At 43.0% G+C, this 22,703-nt stretch carries 23 protein-coding genes, 1 tRNA gene and 1 pseudogene; 11 read left to right on the plus strand and 14 right to left on the minus strand.

Annotated features, from left to right (window positions below):
• Positions 1-780: IS630 family transposase (locus OO184_RS09055; RefSeq protein WP_265378892.1), on the plus strand; the 780-nt coding region annotated here is incomplete at its 5' end.
• A 213-nt stretch (positions 781-993) separates the two neighbouring features.
• Here the strand turns inward: OO184_RS09055 and OO184_RS09060 are convergent.
• From OO184_RS09060 to OO184_RS09070, 3 genes are all read right to left on the minus strand, one after another.
• Positions 994-1,827: a DUF6387 family protein gene (locus tag OO184_RS09060; protein WP_265378893.1), complete on the minus strand. Its 834-nt coding sequence runs from the start codon at positions 1,825-1,827 to the stop codon at positions 994-996.
• Positions 1,828-1,886: 59 nt separating this feature from the next.
• Positions 1,887-3,101 carry a tyrosine-type recombinase/integrase gene (locus tag OO184_RS09065; protein WP_265378894.1) on the minus strand — a complete coding sequence of 405 codons (1,215 nt, stop codon included), beginning with the start codon at positions 3,099-3,101 and terminating at the stop codon, positions 1,887-1,889.
• Between the two features lie 165 nt (positions 3,102-3,266).
• Positions 3,267-3,343, minus strand: a tRNA-Arg gene (locus OO184_RS09070).
• A 196-nt stretch (positions 3,344-3,539) separates the two neighbouring features.
• Here OO184_RS09070 and folD point away from each other — a divergent pair.
• From folD to OO184_RS09110, 8 genes are all read left to right on the plus strand, one after another.
• Entirely contained in the window at positions 3,540-4,415 is an 876-nt protein-coding gene (gene folD, locus OO184_RS09075) for a bifunctional methylenetetrahydrofolate dehydrogenase/methenyltetrahydrofolate cyclohydrolase FolD (RefSeq protein WP_265378895.1), read from the plus strand.
• The gene (ybcJ, locus tag OO184_RS09080; protein ID WP_265378896.1) at positions 4,415-4,627 is read left to right on the plus strand and encodes a ribosome-associated protein YbcJ; all 213 of its coding nucleotides are present in this window, start codon (positions 4,415-4,417) and stop codon (positions 4,625-4,627) included. The genes folD and ybcJ overlap by 1 nt, the downstream gene beginning before the upstream one ends.
• 1,067 nt (positions 4,628-5,694) lie before the next feature.
• Complete coding sequence (locus OO184_RS09085; protein WP_049583355.1) at positions 5,695-6,111, plus strand: DUF2170 family protein; 417 nt, start codon at positions 5,695-5,697, stop codon at positions 6,109-6,111.
• Positions 6,112-6,130: 19 nt separating this feature from the next.
• Complete coding sequence (locus OO184_RS09090) at positions 6,131-6,817, plus strand: PspA/IM30 family protein (protein WP_265378897.1); 687 nt, start codon at positions 6,131-6,133, stop codon at positions 6,815-6,817.
• A 64-nt stretch (positions 6,818-6,881) separates the two neighbouring features.
• Positions 6,882-7,544: a YjfK family protein gene (locus OO184_RS09095; RefSeq protein ID WP_265378898.1), complete on the plus strand. Its 663-nt coding sequence runs from the start codon at positions 6,882-6,884 to the stop codon at positions 7,542-7,544.
• Positions 7,545-7,982: a DUF350 domain-containing protein gene (locus OO184_RS09100; RefSeq protein WP_088373577.1), complete on the plus strand. Its 438-nt coding sequence runs from the start codon at positions 7,545-7,547 to the stop codon at positions 7,980-7,982. It abuts the gene before it with no gap.
• 12 nt (positions 7,983-7,994) lie between these two features.
• The gene (locus OO184_RS09105; protein WP_265378899.1) at positions 7,995-8,873 is read left to right on the plus strand and encodes a DUF1190 domain-containing protein; all 879 of its coding nucleotides are present in this window, start codon (positions 7,995-7,997) and stop codon (positions 8,871-8,873) included.
• Positions 8,874-9,002: 129 nt separating this feature from the next.
• Positions 9,003-10,169, plus strand: coding sequence for a glutathionylspermidine synthase family protein (locus OO184_RS09110; RefSeq protein WP_265378900.1), 1,167 nt, complete (start codon positions 9,003-9,005; stop codon positions 10,167-10,169).
• Positions 10,170-10,325: 156 nt separating this feature from the next.
• Here the strand turns inward: OO184_RS09110 and OO184_RS09115 are convergent, their stop codons facing one another.
• The 8 genes from OO184_RS09115 to OO184_RS09150 all read right to left on the minus strand — a co-directional run bounded on the left by OO184_RS09115 (position 10,326) and on the right by OO184_RS09150 (position 20,401).
• Positions 10,326-11,156, minus strand: coding sequence for a nucleotidyltransferase domain-containing protein (locus OO184_RS09115; protein ID WP_265378901.1), 831 nt, complete (start codon positions 11,154-11,156; stop codon positions 10,326-10,328).
• A gap of 5 nt (positions 11,157-11,161) precedes the next feature.
• Complete coding sequence (locus OO184_RS09120) at positions 11,162-12,388, minus strand: RtcB family protein (protein WP_312023692.1); 1,227 nt, start codon at positions 12,386-12,388, stop codon at positions 11,162-11,164.
• 1,296 nt (positions 12,389-13,684) lie between these two features.
• The gene (locus tag OO184_RS09125; RefSeq protein WP_265378902.1) at positions 13,685-15,463 is read right to left on the minus strand and encodes an acetyl/propionyl/methylcrotonyl-CoA carboxylase subunit alpha; all 1,779 of its coding nucleotides are present in this window, start codon (positions 15,461-15,463) and stop codon (positions 13,685-13,687) included.
• A gap of 8 nt (positions 15,464-15,471) precedes the next feature.
• A complete protein-coding gene (locus OO184_RS09130; protein WP_265378903.1) occupies positions 15,472-17,103 on the minus strand; it encodes a 5-oxoprolinase subunit B/C family protein in 1,632 nt (543 codons plus the stop codon).
• Positions 17,104-17,135: 32 nt separating this feature from the next.
• Positions 17,136-17,894, minus strand: coding sequence for a LamB/YcsF family protein (locus tag OO184_RS09135; protein WP_265378904.1), 759 nt, complete (start codon positions 17,892-17,894; stop codon positions 17,136-17,138).
• Between the two features lie 103 nt (positions 17,895-17,997).
• Positions 17,998-18,645, minus strand: coding sequence for a pyroglutamyl-peptidase I (gene pcp, locus OO184_RS09140; RefSeq protein WP_265378905.1), 648 nt, complete (start codon positions 18,643-18,645; stop codon positions 17,998-18,000).
• An 11-nt stretch (positions 18,646-18,656) separates the two neighbouring features.
• Entirely contained in the window at positions 18,657-19,673 is a 1,017-nt protein-coding gene (locus OO184_RS09145) for a DUF979 domain-containing protein (protein ID WP_265378906.1), read from the minus strand.
• Entirely contained in the window at positions 19,673-20,401 is a 729-nt protein-coding gene (locus tag OO184_RS09150; RefSeq protein WP_265378907.1) for a DUF969 domain-containing protein, read from the minus strand. The genes OO184_RS09145 and OO184_RS09150 overlap by 1 nt, the downstream gene beginning before the upstream one ends.
• Before the next feature lie 436 nt (positions 20,402-20,837).
• Here OO184_RS09150 and OO184_RS09155 point away from each other — a divergent pair, with 436 nt between their 5' ends.
• Together OO184_RS09155 and xreR1 are read left to right on the plus strand one after the other, a co-directional pair.
• On the plus strand, positions 20,838-21,500 hold the full coding sequence (locus tag OO184_RS09155; RefSeq protein ID WP_265378908.1) for a GntR family transcriptional regulator: 663 nt from the start codon (positions 20,838-20,840) through the stop codon (positions 21,498-21,500).
• A gap of 312 nt (positions 21,501-21,812) precedes the next feature.
• Positions 21,813-22,049, plus strand: a complete 237-nt coding sequence (gene xreR1, locus OO184_RS09160) for a cell morphology transcriptional regulator XreR1 (RefSeq protein ID WP_074525094.1) — start codon at positions 21,813-21,815, stop codon at positions 22,047-22,049.
• A gap of 30 nt (positions 22,050-22,079) precedes the next feature.
• Here the strand turns inward: xreR1 and OO184_RS09165 are convergent.
• The 3 genes and pseudogenes from OO184_RS09165 to xreR2 form a co-directional block, all read right to left on the minus strand.
• A pseudogene (locus OO184_RS09165) lies at positions 22,080-22,172 on the minus strand (CcdB family protein); the annotation flags it as partial.
• Positions 22,173-22,391: a type II toxin-antitoxin system antitoxin CcdA gene (gene ccdA, locus OO184_RS09170; protein ID WP_265378909.1), complete on the minus strand. Its 219-nt coding sequence runs from the start codon at positions 22,389-22,391 to the stop codon at positions 22,173-22,175. It abuts the pseudogene before it with no gap.
• Between the two features lie 88 nt (positions 22,392-22,479).
• Positions 22,480-22,689: a cell morphology transcriptional regulator XreR2 gene (xreR2, locus tag OO184_RS09175; RefSeq protein ID WP_265378910.1), complete on the minus strand. Its 210-nt coding sequence runs from the start codon at positions 22,687-22,689 to the stop codon at positions 22,480-22,482.
• Between the last annotated feature and the right edge of the window lie 14 nt (positions 22,690-22,703).

The raw sequence follows: 22,703 nt of genomic DNA on the forward strand, positions 1-22,703 counted from the left end.
CAGGAGCTTATCGCTTATCTGACCGCGAATCTTCTGCCCACCACACAGGCGGTTATCCGCCTTGTCAAAGAAGCGTGGGATATCCGTTACACCGTTCCCGGCATGAATAAATGGCTGCACCATAATGGATTCAGTGATAAAAAACCGACCGGCGTGCCACACAAGTTCAACGCGGAACAGCAGCGGGCCTTTATAGAAACCTACGGGAAACTCAAGCAGGAAGCCGGAGACCATGAGCCCATCCTGTTCATTGATGGCGTCCATCCCACTCAGGGGACGAAACTGGCTTATGGCTGGATGCGTAAAGGCCAGAAAACCGTAGTGAAAACCACAGGAAGCCGTACCCGTTTGAACCTGATGGGAGCCCTGAATCTGGCCGATATCAGCAAAACAGTCGTACGCGAATATGATCGTATCGACAGTTATCACATAGCAGAATTCTTCATTGCCCTGCGTGAAACCTATCCGGCCAGTCAGAAGGTTCATATTATCCTTGACGGAGCCGGTTATCACCGGAGTGAGTTGGTGAAAGACTGGGCTTATGTGATGAATATTGAACTTCATTACTTACCGCCCTACAGCCCAAATCTGAACCCGATAGAAAGGCTGTGGAAAGTGATGAATGAACAAGTCAGAAATAATCGTTACTTCGCCTCGGCGGCCTTGTTCAGGCAGGCAATACATCACTTTTTTACGGAAATATTACCGGAACTTGCCGGGAGTCTGTCACGCCGTATTAATGACAATTTTCAGATTCTGAATCCTACATCTTCAAGTTAAGCGGGTATATATCCAGTACGGAGTTTAACTTCAGATAAGCGAATAAGATTGTGCTGCATAAAATAACTCCTGTAATTTTTTAACGTCTACAGAGCTATTTAATTGAAAATAATTAGATTAAACGAGTCATGAAATAAAAAAAATTTCAGTCGGAATAAAAACCTGAAAATTTTAGTTGGAATGAAAATGTGATATTTCCATTCCATAGAAAAATCATTTTACCCTATTCACAAGAGACAATTTAAGTTCCGATGCAACAAGCCAATCACCTTCCATCACTTCTTTAGCCAGAGACGGCATGGTTTTTCTCAGTCGATCTATTGGATTAGTATCATAAATATCTGGATAAAGTATTTGAGCAAAAACAACGTTACTTATCACTATATTTTTAGCTGAACAGTAGATAATCAAATCAAGGTACTGTAGTAATCTAAGATTAATAAATTTCTTAATCTCAACCTCAGAGATATCTTTCCTTGGGAAGATCTTCTTTTTTCGTCTTTCTTCAGCTAAAAATTGTTTGAATGCCTGATAAAGTACATCATCTTTTGCAGCCAGATTAACACTAAGATACCATTCAGGACGGCTATCTTCGGTTCCTTTATAAATAAGGACGTTGTCATTAACATAATTTTCATCTTTCTCAATGAGAACCTTATGTATGAATTCATCAGATGATAAATCACCAATGGAATGCTGATGGGCGGCAAGTTGGAGATCAACATCACTCATCGTATGTAATGGCAACTCCATATATTCACGAAGAAATTCTTTGTTAGAATTCAAATAATCAAGAGATAAAACAGTTTTAATTTCAATATCATTGATAAATTGATTATATTTTTCAACCTTGTCATCAATAATATCTGACTTATAGTTATTTTCCTTATAGAAAGAATGTAATTCTTTTATTTTTGCGGGAAAATTCCAATATTCATGCCGTATTTGCAAAGCCAGAAACCATTGTTCATGGTTTAAAGAATGAACATATTTTTCATATTTCTCGATATCAAACCAATTTAAACAGTAATATTCATCCATCAGCATTGTTTAAAAACCATCCTAAAATGTTCAGTTGATACAGATTAACATATGGAACCTATCCACTACGCTCTTTTACCAAATTTTCCGATCAGCACATTTTCACCTCGCTCCAACATATCCATATAGTCAGCATACCATTGCAGCATTTCCTTGCGACCATCCAAATATTGGGCGTGATTGTATGTTCCTCTGATACTGTTCTTATCAACATGTGCAAGCTGTGTTTCAATCCATGCAGTGTTATAGCCCTGTTCATGTAAAATTGTACTCATGGTATGGCGAAATCCGTGGCCTGTTGCTCTGCCATCATAACTAATGCGTTTAAGAACCTGATTAATGGCAGCTTCACTCATTGGCTTACTTGCATCATTCCGTCCGTGAAAAACAAAGTTAAATCGACCTGTGATCGCTGCTAATTCTTTCAACAAAGCCAAAGCCTGCTCAGAAAGCGGGACGATATGAGGTCTACGCATTTTCATGCGCTCTTGAGGGATTTCCCAAATTGCTTTATCAAAATCAATTTCTGTCCAAGTAGAAGCGCGCAATTCTATGGTTCTCAATCCTGTAAGCAAAAGTAATTTGGTCGCGATTTGAGTAATTTTACTTCCGCTGTAGAAGGACAATGCTTGTAAGAATGCGGGTAATTCATCAACATTCAAATGTGGGAAATGCTTGGCTTTCGGTGTTGCTAATGCGCCAGCCAATTCAGCAACAGGATTATATTCTGCTCTTCCCGTGACAATTGCGTATCTGAAAACTTGATTACATGCCTGCCTGATCTTTTTCAACTTATCGAGAACGCCGCGTTGTTCCATTTTACGCAGGACTGTGAGCATGTCTAAAGGTTTGATATCGGTGATGGCGTGTTTGCCAATGAAAGGAAAAATATCTTTTGTGAAGCCTTCTAAAAGGTCTTCTGCATATCCCTTTGACCAGTTAGGGAGCTTGTAGGCGTGCCATTCAAGGGCAATTTTTTCAAAGCTGTTATTTACGATGAGAGCCTTTTCCCTTTTTTCCTGTCTTTTGACCAGCCCCGGATCATCGCCATTTGCCAATATTTTCTTGGCGTCTTCTCTTTTGTTTCTGGCTTCTGCCAAGGTTACGGTAGGGTAAGTACCAAATGCCAATCGCTTTTCTTTGCCAGCAAAACGATATTTTAACCGCCAACATTTGGAACCATTCGGGAAAATTTCTAAGTACATGCCCCCACCATCGGAGAGTTTGTACGATTTGTCTTTGGGCTTAGCGGTGTCTATCTGTCTGGCTGTCAACTTCATTTGGGGGCATCTATTTTGATTGAACCTAACAATGCCCCCGATTATGCCCCCAAAGATCTGTAGATTTCAACATACCCTAGTAGACATCAATAGATTGTAGTTTGTTGGTTTTCTTTGTTTTTTAAGGAATTTGTAGACTTTAAAAGACGTTTGGAGACTTTGTGATGGCACGCCCTACAGGATTCGAACCTGTGACCTACGGCTTAGAAGGCCGTTGCTCTATCCAGCTGAGCTAAGGGCGCATTTTGAGAGATGAGCTGCATCAGTAATGCTCTGATGCGGGGAGAGATTATACGGTGACAACTCCTTGAGTCAATGGCTTTTCTGCTTATAAATCTTCATCTGGCTATTTTCTGATTATCAATAAAACTGACATCACGTTCATGTTCTGACAAAATAGGCTGTATCCCAATGTTTGATTTATGGATTTATTCGTACATGCCAGCAAAAATTATTGACGGGAAAACGATTGCGCAGACAATCAGAAGTGAAGTCGCAGTGCGTGTTCAGCAACGTGTTGCTGCGGGAAGACGTGCTCCTGGTCTTGCCGTTGTGTTAGTCGGTGAAAATCCTGCTTCTCAAATTTATGTCGCAAGCAAACGCCGTGCCTGTGAGGAAGTCGGGTTTGTTTCCCGTTCCTATGACCTGCCAGATACCACCAGCGAAGCAGAGTTGTTGAATCTTATCGATCAACTCAATAACGATTCAGAAATTGATGGAATTTTGGTTCAGCTCCCTTTACCTGCCGGTATTGATAACGTCAAAGTTCTGGAACGTATCCGGCCCGATAAGGATGTTGATGGCTTCCATCCCTATAACATTGGTCGTTTGTGTCAACGTGCTCCAAAGCTGCGTCCTTGTACTCCGCGCGGTATCGCAACGTTGCTTGAGCGTTGTGGAATCAACACTTATGGGCTGAATGCGGTCATTATCGGCGCTTCAAATATTGTTGGTCGTCCAATGAGTTTGGAACTATTACTGGCTGGCTGTACCACTACGGTGACTCATCGTTTCACTAAAGATTTACGTCATCATGTGGAGCATGCAGATTTGCTCATTGTGGCGGTCGGTAAACCAAACTTTATCCCCGGCGAGTGGATTAAACCCGGCGCTATTGTTATTGATGTCGGGATTAATCGCCTGGAGGATGGAAAAGTTATCGGCGATGTTGATTTTGACACTGCATCAGAGAGAGCAAGTTGGATCTCTCCGGTTCCGGGAGGAGTTGGCCCGATGACAGTCGCGACACTTATCCAGAATACCTTGCAAGCCTGCGAGGAATACCACGATGTGGAAAAAATTGAAGGTTGTTGATGGAAATTTTTTATTTAGAAGGCCACCCTCATGTGGCGTTGTGTGATCTGTTGAAGTTTCAAGGGTGGAGTGAAAGCGGCGCTAGCGCTAAAGCGGTTATTGCTGAAGGTCTGGTTGAAGTCAATAATCAGATAGAAACCCGTAAACGTTATAAAGTTATAGCCGGGCAGGTTGTTACTTTTCATGGTAAATCTGTCCACATTAAAGAATGATTAAAGCGGGCTCCCTTAAAAATGAAGGGAGCCGTAGATTGCGGGTAAAGTCCTGGCTTTTTGGTTGGGACTAACCGAAAAAGTGTTTAATCGGTATGTCTGGGAAGTGAGTAAAGCGAGGGCAAAAAGGAGAAGGTAGAACATATTCTCGGATGTTAAATAACATCGTGGTTATCGTTGATAGATATTAAACTTGATTTAACTGAGTGCCTTATAGGCTGAATGCTTTTGGGTAAATCCGATAAGTTTTTGCTACCAGTTAACCGAAGTATCTGTAGTTAAAAGATATCTCAATGTAAGATAATGAAAATATAAACGTCTTATCACTCTTTTAATATCTATACCCTTCATCTTTCAAGCTGCTGCTTTGTTGGCTGCTTTCACTCACCCCAGTCACATCGTTATCTATGCTCCTGGGGATTCGTTCACTTGCCGCCGCGCTGCAACTCGAAATCTATTAGGTATATAATTATCGCTTTGCTGTTTATTGTATAAATCGGCTTGCTTAGGTTTTAAAATAAAGTGAAAACAGATAGTTAAAATGATGATGAAAAGATTATTGCGGTAAATAAAGGTTAAATCTGATAGTTAATGTATAAGGTTAATCTCTGTTGAATGTAAAAAGCGCTAAGTAGAAAAGATTTTAGCTTCAATATTAGAAGGTTAAATGAGTTGATAACCAAAATGGATACTTTTATCGATATCAATTGATTTTACTGGGAATTTTTATTTTACCCTGCAATTCTCCATTTTATTTACTGTGATACGCCAGGGCGATAAAGCAACCTTAGTTAAGCGTGATTTTAATCATCCACCAAGATAAGTTTTTTCATGCGAGTACTCTCATGGTGTTTTGTGCAGGCGGTATTGAGATAGCACAAGGCCACTTAGCAAATGGTATAAGGTTTTAATAATATTCAGTAAATATGTTGTATTTAAGGTTTTATGCGTTTTTAGTATTTACCACACTTATGAATATTGCAGGTTTAATACTGGGTTATTTTAACGCAATACTTATTGAAAAATGTATAATCTGATGATAATTTAAACTTAATATGCTGATTTTAATGATAAAACAAACCAGTGGAGTAAATAGTTTGGAATTAAATCAAGTGATTAAAGCTCTTAATGAATCTGGTAACAACTGGACTGTAGAGCAAATAGGTGAATGTCTTGCAATTACTAACGAAGACGGAATTAAAGCACATCTGGCTATTTGTGGAAGACAAATTACAGTGGAAGCATTACTGTTTTCGGAAGAGAATGTTTTAGATCCCGCTTCTTTAAATCAGTTTATTTTAGAAACACATAAAATGATGCCTCTGACTTCAGTTGGAATAACTAAAGTAGATGGCCAATCTTACTATACCGCTTTTGGTTCATTGTCATCAGAATCAAAACAAGAAAGCGTTGTCATCGAAGTCTCTATGCTGTTTGCCAACATCACTGAGCTTCTTGATGCGTATTCTGAGTTTCTAAAATAACAATGTAGGGGAAAGGTCAATGAATGTATGGAAAAAGCTTTTTAAGGCAATTAAAGGAACGGTAAATAACGCGGCAGAATCTGTCGCTGATGGCAACGCACTGACGATTCTTGATCAGGAAATCCGAGAAGCAAAAGCAGAAATCCGCCGTGCGGATGAAAGCCTGGTTAGCATTATTGCTAAGCGAAAAATGGCGGAGAAAAAGGTTTCTGATATCAAAAATAGTATTACAGAGTACGAGGGGTATGCTCGCTCTGCTGCGGGTAAAGGTGACAATGGGCTTGCTCTGGAGTGTGCTCAGAAAGTTGCGACTCTGCGTGACGAGCTGGAAAGAGAGCAAACGTTGTTTGAGTCGTTCCAGAAGGCTGAAACGACGCACCGACACAATGTGCAAGAAGCGAAGAAGAAGGTGTCTCAGCTTGAGAATCAGGTTGATTTGGTTAAGGCAACTGAACAAGTGCAGAGAGCTCAGGCTGCGACTCAAAGCTCTGTTGTTGGCGCCTCGTCAAAAACATCTACCGCCCTTGATTCCCTTGAGCGTATCAAGTCACGTCAGGCTGAGAAAGCGGCGCAGTTCGAAGCTCAACAAGAGCTTCACGATAGTATGACTTCTAGCGATCTGGATAAAAAGCTTAAAGAGGCAGGCATAACGTCAAACTCTACGTCGTCCGCAGAAGATGAACTTGCCCGTATCCTTGGCAAGTAAATACTCAGTTGTTAAATCAAGATCCTGCTTTTAAAGTGGGATCTTCCTATCAAGAGACGTTTTTATGCTTTCCAAAATCGCAGATGCGTTTAAGAACGCGTTCGGGAGTAAAGCAGTTGCGCCTGTTGTTCCAACGGTGCCGGAAGTATTAGGTTTGCGTATTGGTGGTGTATTTGAGATAGATCCGCTGATGCTAAAACTGATTGAGTCTGACCTAACAATCGAAAATGCGGCTTCAACTCAGCTTATATGTTCCGTTGGGGTTGTCGATTTAGGTGATAACGTGCGTTTGGTTCGTTATTACACGGATGATGAAGGTTACCTTCAAGTGCTGCAAGAAGGGGATGGGGATGACGGCGTGAAAGAAGTGAGCCTGTGGTACTTTTACGAAACTAAACCGGTAGATTCACAAGCTCAATGGGATGCGCTGATTAAAAACGGGATTGTCACGCCAAATGGGGAATATGATCTCGACGGCACCCAGTTCTCTCGGTTATGGGACAATGTTAAGCCTGTGGCTGTGACTGAGAAAACTTACAGTAAAGAGGGGCGTATAACCGAAACTGATCAGTTTGTGATGGTGTATACGCGTCAGGTTACTCATAACCGCACAGAAGAGCTTCAAGTTGTGGGCGAAGAAAAAGTTGTCGGGAATCACCTGGATAGATTGATGGTATTGAGCACCGGTATTCAACTTAACCAAACTGATTTTAAAGTGGTGGCATAAATGATCACATTGGAAAATGAAGAACAGGCTTTCACTCAATTTATGCATGGTGTAGGCAATTTTGGTTTGTGTTTTGGTTTGGCGCTGGTTTTTTTCATCGTTTTCAAATTTATCTACACAATAATTACTCCGCATGATGAGTGGAAACTGATCAAGGAAGAGAAAAACACAGCCGCTGCGATATCGCTTGGCGGTGCGCTGGTTGGTTACAGCATCGCCATTGCAAGTGCGGCAAGCAACTCTGTTGGCGTCATTGATTTCGTGATGTGGAGTGTTATTGCGTTGTTGGCCCAGATTGCTGGTTTTTTCATGGTTCGCATATTTATGATGCCAAAGATTGTATCTCGCATCGAGAATAATGAGGTCCCGGCTGCGGTTGTGCTGGCGGCGGTGTCAATTTCTGTTGGTCTTTTAAATGCAGCTTGCATGACTTACTGATTTGGGGATCGTATGACGAACGGCAACAAAAAGCGCAGAATGCGCAGCACCGCCATTAACATTGAGAGTAAACGTAAATATTGGCGTGGGTTCTCATTCACGTCATTGGCGCTCAGTGTGGGTTCACTCGTGGGTTGCGGTCAATCGGCGGATGAACTGTCAATTAATATCTATAAGGATTTGGCGTCTTGTCAGAATAATCCAAAGAATACGATCGCTGCTCAGTGTGAAACCACATACCAGGCGGCATTACGTGAAGCGGAACGCACTTCGCAGAAATTTCGTAAGAAAGCCATGTGTGAGCTTGAGTACGGTGAGTGTGAAGCAATGCCGGGGGCTGTAGGTTATCGACCGAAGATGGCCGCTTTTATGATGGCGGAGGTGAAGCCAGAACAGTTTAACCAATACGACATGGCTGAAAAGTACCGTAATGTGTTTTACCAGCCGCTATTTACTTCAACGTCAGGCTATAGCGACTTGTACGGTAAGCTTTTTTTCGCTGATAGTAAGGTCATTGGCGCTTATTCCGATATTAGCAACATCCAGTACGAGATGAACCGACGTTATTTGCATCCGCTGGAGACGGTTCGTTTGCCAATTGAGAAAGAAGTTTCTCAAGGTGGAACATATGTCGTTGCAGGTATAAACCCTATACTGGGCTCCCGATCAACTTCTTATATTACATCTGGGGTCGTTGGTGAAATCGGTGATTACTCAGCGCGTAAGCATAAAGAGAGAATGTATCGAGAGCGCTTGATACGTGAAAATGAGCAAAAGTTTAAAAACAGTGATTCTCGTTATTCTGGCTATGATAGTAAGCCAATCGTTACCACCAAATCTTCTGGGGGTTTTGGTTCAACATCTTCCGCTAAATACAGTTGGGGGGGTTAACCAGCGCTGACATTTTATTCTCGGGCTTTTTGTTATCAGTGTTTTGCATAGAGTCATTATTGCTGTATTAAGCACTTGTGCGATGATTGTTTCCAAGATTCAAATAAGCATTATCAAAGGGTTAACGTCATGCTTCAGATCCCAACAACACCTCGTCATGACTGGAAAGCGCGAGCAAAAGAATTTGGGTTTGGTTTCCACACAATCGATAATGAACCGTACTGGACGGAAGACCATTACTATCAGTTTACTCTCAAGCAAATTGAAGAGCATATTGAAGAGCCGACAGCGGAAATTCACCGGTTGAGTCTTCAAGCGGTAGAGCGAGTAGTCAACAGTGATGAGTTGATGGCTAAATTCCAAATTCCAGAAGCAATGTGGTCATTGGTTCGTGCATCTTGGCAGCGCAGAGATCCAAGCCTCTATAGTCGCCTCGATTTTGCTTATGATGGTAAAAACCCGGCGAAATTATTGGAAATTAACTCAGATACGCCGACATCAGTTTATGAACATGGCTTTTTTAGCTGGTTGTGGCTGGAAGATAAGGTTAACCGTGGCGAATTGCCTCATGCTGCCGATCAGTTCAATTTACTCCAGGAGTTGCTTGTTAATCGCTTCTGTGAATTGAAACCCTTTTTGCCATTCAACACGCTTCATTTTGCCTGCTGTAAGGGCACAGAAGAAGACAAAGGTTCGGTTGATTACATGGCTGACTGTGCTAGAGATGCCGGTATTCATACTGAGTTTGTCTACATTGAGGACATTGGACTCAGCGAGTGTGGTAAGTTTACGGATAGTAATAACAAGATTATAGATTCTATATTCAAGTTGTACCCGTGGGAGTTCATGTTTCGTGAAGAATACGCTCAACACTTGGTTACCGCCGGTGTTAACTGGTTTGAGCCAATGTGGAAATCTATCACTTCGAACAAGGCAATTTTGCCATTGCTTTGGGAGATGTTTCCCGGACACCCAAATCTGCTTGAAGCTTATTTTGCCGATGATCCGCAAGCCAAGCGTCTGACTCATTACGTTATGAAGCCGATATTCAGCCGTGAGGGTGCGAATATTAGTATTCATCAAGATGGCAAAGTGGTTGAAAAAGTAGATGGTCCTTACGGTGAAGAGGGTTATGTTGTGCAGCAATACACCTCGTTGCCAAAGATCGGTAATAGCCATGTTCTTATCGGTAGTTGGCTTATTAATGATGCGCCTGCGGGTCTATCGGTCAGGGAAGATATTGGCAGGATCACGAAAGATACATCACGATTTGTGCCCCATATTATTTTAGGTTAATGATTCTATAACTATCTGTTTCTTCTCCATAAATCTTCCAGTCCAAAATAGAGAGTTGATATATTTATTTCTGGAGCAGGGTGGGAAACCCTGCTTTCTGACCTTGGTAAACATTCAACTTTATTGATTGCTGAAATGTCATATCGATATGATTTTTCATCCATTTTTTAACATGTATTCTCCTTCTTCTTTATTACTATGGTGAAGCACTGTACGCATCAGAAGTCGATCCAATTCGGTATCTGTGAGGTGTTTTTTGTCTTTGAGTTCGCAGCGGGTAACTGAATCATCCAATTCGCGGCAGATAAAGTTATGAATGCGCTTAAAACGTGGGCTATACTCCGTTTCGTCAGCGTTACGCTTGATGGCAAGTAGAGTCTGTATCTCTTGCATCAGCGCTGTGTCTGCAACAGTTCCGGCCAGCAGGGTGTCGAAGCGCATCGGAGGTACGCCTTTACCGGCTTCGATCCAACGTACCGCCAGCAATGGGCGTAGTACATAAAGGTATTTTTTCAGCCGAATTTTCTCGCCTTGCAGATAACCACGAAAGTTTTTCTTCGCCATCGACAGATAGTGATATCGCGCTCTGTTGTTGGAGAAATAGTCTGGTAATAGGGCACGTAGCGCCGCCATAAACTCCACGTCTTCGTAGTAGATTACCGGTGAGTCTGCCCATTCCATCAATGTCGGGTTGGCTCGTTTCAGCAACCCTAAAGTTTTACGCAGTTCCCAACCACAGATATCTAGCTCGTTGCTGATCGGTAGCTCAATAACATCCCGAGAGGGATCGACGCGTAAGTACCATGATGGCGCATGTACATAAATAAAACGTACATCGTAATCACTGTTTGCCGAGGCAAATCCCCAACCGCGGCTACCTGATTCACAGGCGTAGAGTATTCGTATTTGCAGCTCTGTCTCAAGTTGCGCCAGTTTTTGGCATATGTGCTGCTTCATGATGTCACTGATACCAAATTTTTCTTTCATCTTGATTATCCTTTTACGCAAACCACTTGACGCAGGGTGTGAACGATTTCTACTAGTGAAGACTGAGCGGCCATTACAGCCTCAATGTCTTTGTAGGCCATCGGAATTTCATCGATGACGTCGCTGTCCTTGCGGCATTCCACGTGTGCCGTGGCACGCTTCTGATCCTCTATTGTGAAGCGTTTTTTCGCTGCCGTGCGGCTTAATACTCGTCCTGCACCGTGGCTGCATGAGCAAAAACTCTCTTCGTTTCCCAGACCGCGCACGATAAAGCTTTTCGCGCCCATTGAACCAGGAATGATGCCCATGACGCCTTGGTGTGCAGCGACTGCGCCTTTGCGTGTTACTAACACGTTTTGGCCGAAGTGCTGCTCCTGTTGTACATAGTTATGGTGACAATTTACCGCTTCCATCGTGGCAGTGAACGGTTTTGCTATTACCGTCGCCAGTGCTGCCAGTGTATGTTGCATCATGACTTCGCGATTATGGCGGGCGAAGTTTTGCGCCCAACCGACCGCTTCCATGTAATCGGTAAAGTGACGGCTGCCTTCTTCAAAATAGGCCAGGTTACGGTCAGGCAGATTAGCGATGTGCTGTTTCATGTCCTGTTGGGCAAGGGTGATAAATAGATTGCCAATAGCATTTCCTACACCGCGGGAGCCACTATGCAGCATTACCCATACTTGGTCAGATTCATCCAGACACAGCTCAATAAAATGATTACCGGTACCTAGTGTCCCTAAGTGTTGATGGTTATTGGTTTTCAGTAATTGTGGATATTTATCGGTTAGCCGTTTAAACCCGGCCTGCAACACGCTCCAATGGCGATCGACGGTTTTTGGCGGTTGCTGCCAGGTGCCTTTATCCTGACCGGTACGGTTTGCCGTGCGTCCATGTGGTACAGCGATTTCAATAGCATGGCGGATCGCATATAGGTTGTCCGGTAAATCTTTGGCATTCAATGAGGTACGTACTGCCATCATGCCACAGCCGATATCTACGCCTACCGCGGCAGGAATAATCGCTCCACGAGTCGGGATGACACTGCCGATGGTTGAACCTTTCCCAAGATGTACGTCAGGCATAACCGCTAAATGGCTAAATATGAAAGGCATTTTTGCCGTATTCAACAGTTGCTCACGAGCTTCCGCTTCTACCGGTACACCATAAGTCCACATTTTTACTGGTACACTGTTTGGCGCGGTCATCAACTCGTAATCGTTTGTTATCACATTGTTCTCCCGGTTACTTAGCCGTCACTATTATTATAATTTAAAGTAACGAATATTTTTCCTTTCTAATCAATGCTTCTGAATTTGTTTTTTATCTTGATCTTCTCTTGAACCATTAGGAAAATATTGTAAATGGAAATTTTATTCCACTATTAATATAGTATTCTGTTTAATGGTAATTGCAATTATTTGAGTTATTATTTTGTTGAGTAATGTTGAAATTGTGATGTTAATCCATATAAAAATGTGTTTGTAAAAACATATATGAATTTATTATAGTTTTAAATTGTGTTGATAATTGTAAAGGAAATGTAAAACAATTAAATTATTTAATGTTATGATATTATTGTAATAGTGAGTTTATATACTATTCAAATAGATGTATATATTTTTACAATTATCATGTGGATGTGAATAATTATTAAATGAGTAACATTATCTTTTTATGAAATAATATTTCTATGGTTGAAATAAAATAATAGGCTGAATTTAATATATTTATTGAAAATATCAACATGTGTAGTATATGGCCTATAACATTTTCATTGATTTATTCTTGTTAAATTTTTTATATCTTGTCGATATGGGGAAATGTTTTAACTACTTGTTTTATTTTGATTTTTGTTTAGTTGGCTTATTTGTATTGCCAAGTATAGAAAATAAATCCCTGCATTATTTATAGCTGATAATTTATAATGAGCGAATGATTTCTTATTGTTTAAATATATGTGAAAATAGTCGAAAATTATCATGTCATTTATCATTCACTAGATAAGTATATATGGCTGTTACCAATCAATAATCATGGGGAAATTATGATTTTTTATTCTTTTTTTGTTAGAATATTTTCACGTTTATTATTGGTTTTAATAATTCATTAATTTTAAAGTGAAAAATATGATATTAAAAATATTTAATAAAAATTTGTTTTGGATAAAAAAGATTTTTATTAATATTTCGTTTGCTCCAATAAACAAACAGGTTTTACATTGTGAGGTGATTTGTTTATCTTATGGTCAACATTAAGGAAATAATGATAAATATTGTCCTTAATAGTTATTTTTTCCTATTCATAAAGGAGGTAATTAGCCTCTTTTTCACGATATTACTTGCATTTTAACTTTAATCTCCTTATTAAAATTGTACGGAAATTATCCGCACAATTTGATGTTATATTGGGTAATGTGAATTTATGTATACCCAATGGATTTCAAGAAACAAAGAGGCAACTTGAAAGATGACGGGTATATCAAATTAACCAATTAATTGTGGCTAATTTGGCGATTATCATCATTATTAATCATCGTTAATACTTGCCAGCACGTTTCCTGCCTGTTGATAATTGCCTTCTTCTGCATAAATAACGATTTTCCCAGAACGATGTGCGGTGAGTTGCGTTTCCATTTTCATTGCTTCCATGACCGCAATGACATCACCTTGTTTAACTTTATCGCCTTCCTGCACATACCAGGATTGTAAGACGCCGGATATTGGTGCTGAGACAGGATTAGATGCTGTCATTGGCTCCTCAGCTTCACTACCTTTGCTCTCAGTGATGGGATTTTGCCCAGAAGCAGGCAATGAAAGCCTTTGTAATAATTCGGCGGGGAGTCCAAGTTCATGCCGACGGCCGTTAATTTCAATAAAAGTGTGTATTACCTTTTCTGGGTAAGGGTTTTCCTGACGCGGAGATATTTTTATATCATTGATAAAGTCAGTTTCGATCCAGCGTGTATGGACGTTAAATGTGTCATCGGAAATAAAATCAGGATGCTCCATTACTGCTCGATGAAAAGGCAATACTGATGCAACGCCTTCAATAGTGAATTCCTTTAATGCACGTCGCGCACGGGCAATAGCTTGTTGGCGGGTTGTTCCGGTGACGATTAGCTTAGCCATCAGCGAATCAAAGGTGTCAGGAATGGTGGAACCTGCTGCAACGCCAGAATCCAATCTTATACCTGGGCCGGAAGGGGGAGAAAAGAGCGTCACAGTTCCGGGCGTTGGTAAAAATCCTTTCCCTGCATCTTCGGCGTTAATACGGAACTCAAAAGAATGGCCTAAAGGAATGGGCGTTGAGGTCAATGATAAAGGTTTACCTTCTGCAATCCGAAATTGTTCTATCACAATGTCGATCCCGGTGGTTTCTTCGGTGACGGGATGTTCGACCTGCAAGCGAGTATTGACTTCCAGAAAGGAAATGGCGCCGTCTGCACTGAGTAGAAATTCCACCGTACCGGCTCCGATATAATGGGCTGCGGTACAAATATCTTGTGCCGCTTGATGAATACGCTGGCGCTGATGTTCGGTCAAAAATGGGGCCGGCGCTTCTTCTACCAGTTTTTGGTTACGCCGTTGCAGTGAACAATCACGTGTACCAAGTACCACCACATTGCCGTGTTTATCAGCCAGAATTTGCGCTTCAATATGACGAGGTTTATCCAGGAACTGTTCAATGAAACATTCTCCACGACCAAAGGCCGCGGTTGCTTCACGGACAGCCGAATTGTAGAGTTCAGTGACTTCATCGAGCCGCCATGCCACTTTCATGCCACGTCCGCCACCGCCATATGCTGCTTTAATTGCAATTGGCAGGCCATATCGTTCGGCAAACGCCAGAGCTTCCTCTGCGTTTTTTACCGGTTCTTCTGTGCCTGAAACCTGTGGCGCGCCTACACGTTGGGCAATTTTACGTGCTTTAACTTTGTCACCCAAAATATCAATTGTCTCTGGTTCAGGGCCAACCCAGATCAAGCCTGCATCAATGACTGCACGGGCAAATTCTGCCCGCTCAGCCAGAAAGCCGTATCCGGGATGTACCATGTCGGCGCCTGAACGTTTCGCAATATCCAACAATTGAGGAATATTAAGATAAGTATCAGCGGGGCTGTTTCCGCCTAAACTATAGGCCTCATCAGCCAATTGTACATGCTGTGCATTGATATCCGAATCAGCGTAGACGGCGATGGATTGTAGACCATAATCCCGGCAGGCACGGATGATACGGACGGCGATTTCACCGCGGTTAGCAATCAAAACTTTTTTCGTGTGATGGTTTTTAATATTCATGGTCATTGCGGTACTCATGAGCGGTAATCGCTCTTTTTTATTTCGTGAAATTCAGTTATTTCGTGAAATTCAGTGATTGGGTTGAAGCGGATACGGGCATTGACAGGAATTTGTCCCGCAAGATCGAGATGATAGCTGGCAACGGAACCAATGACGGGATAGCCGCCGGTCAAAGGGTGATCTGCTAAAAACAGCACCGGTTGACCATTGGCGGGAACCTGAATTGCGCCGGTAGTAGTTCCCTCACTCGGTAACTCTTTATGGTTAAGACGCGATAATGGCGTGTCTCCATATAGACGAATACCGACTCGATTAGATTGTGGTGTAACCTGCCAAAGTTGGCTTTTTAGCAAGGATAGCGCTTCTGCCGTGAACCAGTCGGTGCGTGGGCCCAGAATGATATCCAGTGTAACGATATCGTCAGAAGTAGGCATATTGAAAGCTGGGCTTTCATCCGTTGATACCGCAGAACCCTGTGTAACAGTAAGAATATCCAAAGTATCACCTATAGCGACTGGCTTGGGGCCAACATGTGCCAGCGTATCGTAAGAGAGGCTGGAGAGAATTGGTCGCTTGGCGAAACCGCCACGTACTGCCAAATAAGAACGCACTCCTGCTTTGGGCATTCCTAGCGCTACTTTATCACCTTCATTCAGATCAACAGGTTGATAGCCATTAACCTGAAACTTGCGGCCAGATGCTGTTTGAACAGTGATTGGGCAATCAGCGCCTGTGACAGCGATAATGGCATTGCCATGAGAGATAAAGCTTAACCCTCCTTGAACAATTTCCAGACATGCGTTATCCGAAGGATTACCGACAATACGGTTTGCACTTCTCAGCGCTGTTTTATCTAGCGCTCCGGCTGCGGAAATACCTGAACTTGCCTGCCCTGAACGTCCTAAATCCTGAAAAAGTGTCTGTATTCCAGTGGTTAGGATTTCCAGCGAGGAGTGTTGATCAACTTGGGAAGATAGAATGTCGTCTATGGGCGCAATTGGGTTTTCGGGTTTAGTGATAGCAATTGTTGCGCCTTTGCGTTGATCTCTGAAACGTACCCGGAAACCGGGTTGTAACAGGGAAGAGGGAGAACGAGAGAGATCCCACATGCGCTCTGGCGTGGTGCCGATGATTTGCCATCCTCCGGGACTGGCTTGAGGGTATATCCCACTGAATTCTCCGGCCAGCCCGACGGAACCCGCAGGAATGCGGGTTCTTGGCGTTATCCGGCGAGGAACATGTAAACGATCTGAATCTGTGACTAAATAGGCAAATCCGGGGGCAAATCCGGTAAAAGCAACGGTGTACTGACTTTCTGTATGTCGCTTGATAACTTCTTGGGTGGTGATGCCGAGGATTTCTGCCACATCAGCCAGATCTTCACCTTTGTAATACACCGGAATTTCAACGAGTTTCCCTGTTGCTCTATCCAGTGCATTCAGGTTGCGACTATTGATTTCTCTGGCAAGTTTGGCGGTGGAAACAACATTGGGGCGAAATCGAATCAACAATGTTCTGGCCGCCGGAATAATTTCTTCTATGCCTGTAATAGGTCGGGCGTTAAGTGAATCAAATAACGCCAGCGTTTCATTCAGATCATGAAGCTCGACAATAATGGCATCTAAATTAACAGGTAAAAAACGCACTAGGTACTCCTGAGCATTAAATACTACTTTGCTTAAATAAAGGAGCGTACAGTGATCCCGGCTTGTTGCAGGGTTAATTTCACCTGACGTGCCATTTCTACCGCGTCTGGGCTGTCGCCATGAACACAGATGGAATCTGCCTGAATACGGGTGAAGCTGCCATCAATGGCTTCAACTCCCCCTTCGGTCACCAATTGCAACATACGCCGGGCAACGACATTAGCGTCATGAAGCACAGATCCTTTTTCCCGACGGGAAACTAGCGTGCCTTGTGGGGTGTAAGCTCGGTCAGCAAAGGCTTCCGCAACGGTACGCAAACCTTTTTCTCTCGCCCAATCCAATATTTTTGAGCCGGCTAATCCAACCAGCGTTAAATTGTCATCCACTTCACGAATCGCCGTAATAACCGCAAGGGCTTGGTATTCATCATGGGCAATGGTGTTATACAGCGCACCGTGCGGTTTAACATAACTTACGGTGGTTCCTGCCGCCGCAGCCAAACCTTTCAACGCGCCAATCTGGTAAATAACATCTGCGATCAGTTCATTACTGGAGATATCCATATTACGGCGACCAAATCCGACAAGATCTGGATAAGACACATGAGCGCCGATCACTACCTGATTTTTATGGGCAGATTTTAAAGTTTGAAGAATCCCGGCGGGATCGCCAGCATGAAATCCACACGCGACATTGGCGCTGGTGACAATACTCAGCATGGCGTTATCGTCGCCCATTTTCCATTGACCAAAGCTTTCGCCAAGATCGCTGTTTAAATCAATAATGTTCATAGTCAGGACCCCAATAGAGTGATATTTAAAAAAGGAGTAAAAAATTCAGGATGCTTATCAGTTCTACAGATAGGCAATTTCCGCTACGCCGATGGACGCTGAATTAATGTGTCGTTCCTCCACCAGTAACCATGTCCTTACTGTTTTCTAATGCTTGCTTGATAGCGATTTTCAGGGCTGTTGTTATTGTTTCCAGAGCCATACTTGGTGTACCGGGGTGTTTTACCGCCTGTTCAGGCAGATAGGGAATGTGGATAAATCCACCACGCACGTTGGGATAAGTCAGTGCCAGATGGTGCAGTAGGCCATACATGACATGGTTGCAAACATAAGTACCGGCACTCTGTGAAATCGAAGCAGGGATACCTGCGGCTTGTAGACCACTGACGATCGCTTTGATCGGTAGGGTGGAGAAGTAGGCCGCCGGTCCGGTTGCCACAATAGGCGTATCAATGGGTTGATTGCCCTGATTATCGGGAATACGTGCATCGTTGATGTTAATCGCTATGCGTTCCACCGTGATATCTGGCCTGCCGCCTGCTTGTCCCACCGCAATGACCAGTTCAGGTTGTATCTCATCAATGGCTGCGTACAGGTTGGTGAGAGAAGTATTGAATACACATGGTAGTTGGCGCGTTTCAATATGTGCTCCAGAGAGCTGTTGGTTTTGCAATTGCCTGACCGACTCCCACGATGGGTTGATGGTTTCACCGTCAAAAGGCTCAAAAGCGGTAATTAGAATGGTTTTCATGGGATCTCTCCTTACAAAAACATCAAAAAATAGAGCAGAAAAACATTGGCAATCAGCAGCGTCGTTCCAGTGGGAATTTGTGCTTTAATGACCGCATTGCGATTTGGTAATTCCAGCAGTGCGGCAGGAACGATATTGAAGTTTGCGGCCATTGGGGTCATCAGTGTACCGCAATAGCCTGAGAACATGCCGATGGCGGCCATGACCGCCGGATTACCGCCATGTTGCAGTACCAGAATGGGAATGCCGATCCCGGCGGTGACAATCGGGAATGCAGCGAAAGCATTGCCCATTATCATCGTCAATAACGCCATGCCGAGTACATATGTCGCCACCGCGATCAATCGGTTATCCACCGCCAGATAATGTTCTGTCAGGTGAGAAATTGCGGTACCGACACCTGCTACGGTAAATAATAGCCCTAACGTTGCTAATATCTGTGGCAGGATAAACGCCCAGCCGATAGCATCCAGCAGGCGACGCGCCTCTTGGGTTGATTGAGCTACGCTTTCACGCGTCATTTTTAGTGCAATGCCATATCCGACTAAGCAGCCGATTGTCATGGAAAATAGCGTCACCAACGTGGCATGATTGCCGGTACCGAACAGTGCTTGTTGTAATCCAGGGACGTGGTTAAACAGTAATACGCCTGCCACGGTGACGATAGGGATCGCTAGTGCGGGAAGAAATAGACGATTACTCAAACGGGAGGCGCTTTCCTGCCGTTGTTGAGGTGTGCGTTGATGGTAGCTACCTAGTCGCACCCCGCCAAAACCTGCCGTCAGCGCCATCAACACAACGATCAGCCCCACACTGATATGCAGTATTTTTTGGGCCTCAGCTTCGTTATCTGCCCATAATGCTATTAAGCGGTAAGTCCAGTCACCTACCAGAAACACGATGCCATATAGCGCCCAGAATAAGCTGGTGGTCAGACGGCGAGGGTTGGTGCGATCACGCCAGGACATGACTGCTACTGCCAGCAGGATCACACCTGCCAGCCAATAAAGATACTGTTGCTGAAACATTACTCCACCTTCCTTCGATTTTTGTTCATACCATTCAGTGCTGCCAACTCGGTAGCGATATGGTGATCAAGACGAGACAAGCGGAAAGCGTGGATCAGGAAAGCACAGACGGCGGTAGGAATTCCCCACATAGCGATATGTAGCGGCTCTGTCTGGATGCCGCCAGACTCTAGCATAAAGTTATGCATAAAGATGATTGCGCCAAAGGCGACGAAGATATCTTCACCGAAGAACAGGCCAACATTGTCGGTTGCTGCGGACATGGCCCGCAAGCGATAACGTACATCGTCAGGCAGGTCATGATGACGGTTTTCCGTAGCTCCCTCGACCATTGGCGCTAGCAATGGACGCACCATTTGTGGATGTCCACCTAAACTGGTCAGGCCCAGTGCTGCGGTTATTTCACGAATGAACAGATAGATGATCAGCAAACGTCCGGCGGTTGCTGTTTTAATATTGCTAATCCAAGTCTGAGCCCGTTCTTTTAAACCGTGCCGTTCTAAAAGGCCGATAGTTGCCAGCGGCAACAACAAAATCAATGGCAAATTTCGGGTATTAAGGAAGCCGGAACCTAGCTTCTCCAGAATTGTTGTGATCGGCATATGTGCTGCTAACCCGGTAATTATCCCTGCGACAATCACCACCAATACCGGGTTAAACCTAAGTAAAAAGCCCACGACAATAACTGCGATGCCAATCAACGGCCATAGATTCACAATCTGTTGCATGTTGTGTCACCTCGGTGGATAAAAATCACGGTTGTTTGCTGTGTCGTCATAGGCTGAATTCCTGTGTGATAGATAAATTTATATCTAAGCAATATACGTACCATCGTTGGATGATTTGTATTTGTTGTTAAATAATTGTTTTTATATTGTTGAACAATAAATAGGATGAGGCGAAAGAATAGGCAAATAAAATTATTTTTTAATTATAGAAATGAAATGCAGATCACTGTTTACAATAATGATGCTCCATGATGGTGCGTTTAATGCACTATCGTGAGGCAATAATCATTCTGGCGTAGAAAACAGTAAGCGGGTTAGATCCCTATGCTTGCTGACAGTAGGTGAATGTGTGAAGATTCCTGCCATCCTTTTACTGCTTTAAGACTGGTAATTCGTGGCTGGATTGGGTCATCATACGCCCTTTCGACTAACCATTATGAAAAAAGATAATTCCGCTCCTAAGATATTAAGTGAAAAAGTAACAGATATTATCCGGCAAAAGCTGATTATTGGAGAGCTATCACCCGGTCAACGACTGTCAGAAACGGTTTTGAGCGAACAACTTGAGATATCGCGTAATACATTACGTGAGGTTTTTCGGATACTGACTCAGGAAGGGTTACTGCGATATGAACCTAACCGTGGTGTTTTCGTCGCCACACCGAGTATTGCTTCCATTATTGATATTTATCGGGTCCGACGGCTCATTGAATGCCAGGCATTAGCGCAATCTTACCCTATGCATCCTGCGGTTGAACACATGCGTAGGGCAATTGAAATGGCGAAACAGTGTCGTGATATTCAGGACTGGATCGGCGTTGGCACCGCAAATATGGCATTTCATTCCGCTATTGTTGAACTGACTGACAGTGAACGGCTGATAACATTCTATGGGCATATTTCTGCGGAATTGCGTCTGGCTTTTGGTTATCTGAACGATCCTGAACTTTTTTATGCTCCTTATATTGATCAGAATGCCTATATTTTGGCGTTACTTGAGAAAGGTGAACCAGAAAGTGCGGCCTCTGAGTTAAAAAGCTATCTGGAACAGTCAGAACGTACTGTATTAGCGGCTTATACGCGCAAAAATCGTGCTTAATAAATAAAGATTAAGATAATACCTGCGGCTAGATTGGTAAATTTATTTAAAAATTTTTCATATTTTTAGTTTGTAACGTTATGTTTGTTTGGTGTCTTTCCAGACAAAGGCGATAGTGTTTATAGAGATCAAGGAAGTCAATGATAAGAGAAGCTATATGTGCCTTTTGTGCCATGATATTGATTGATCACGTGGTTATTAAAAACATCATTCATCGTATTTTTGCGGTAAGTCATATTAGTAACATGAGTTACAGGAAAACGTGACTTATAGTCCGTGGTTTGATAAGTAACGCCGTTCGATACTTATCGAATGAAAAAACCTGACACTATAAAATCCATTTTTGGGCAAAGAGTTAGATATATCAGAATAGCATCTGGTATGTCTCAGGAAGCTTTTGCCGATAAATGTGGGCTTGATCGCACTTATATCAGTGGTATTGAACGTGGCGTCAGGAATCCCACGCTTGAAGTTATCAATGTCATCGCAAGTGGTTTACAGATCGAACTAAAAGATCTGTTTGACTTTGATGCAGAGAAAAAGAGTTAGTCGACTTTATTTGGGTATTGAGTTTTTACACCTTCCTGGTATCTCAATGATGTCGCTTTGTACATCAACAAACATACTGTATTTGCTTTCGCTCCGTTTGTATTTATAAGCAACAAATTGCATTTACCAGTTCCTGTTTTCATCAGCAAATGAGCCATATTGTTCAATAAATTGAGCAACTTCTTCCATTCCTTTGCGATTATCTACTTTCCAACTTTCAGCTTTGATTCGTTGAGCTTCTCTGGTCATGATTTCATTAACGAAACCCGAAATGTTTACACCGGCTGAACTTAGGATCAGATAATTTTCTTTATCAACGGTTACGTTAATTCTATGCTTCATAGCACACCTCAAAAACACATTTTAAGTATAAAGTAGATCGGGGCAGCTTATCTTATTGATAAACTGCTCCATTTTGATCTACAGCCACTTACTTTGTGTACCTCGAAGGCCATATTTCAGCGGGATCGCAATCTAAAGCCGCGGCAATAAGCCGTTGACCTTTGGGCCAGCGGCGTTGCAGGGTATTAGCAAGGGTGGATGATGCTAACCCTGCTTTCCTTGAAACAGCGGCTAATGATGTTCCCCGTTTTTTCAGCTCGGCGATAATGTCTGCTGGGTGCCAGTCCTGATTTCTCATTATTAATCCTCCGC

This window comes from Photorhabdus aballayi (assembly GCF_026153155.1).
Classification (GTDB): domain Bacteria; phylum Pseudomonadota; class Gammaproteobacteria; order Enterobacterales; family Enterobacteriaceae; genus Photorhabdus; species Photorhabdus luminescens.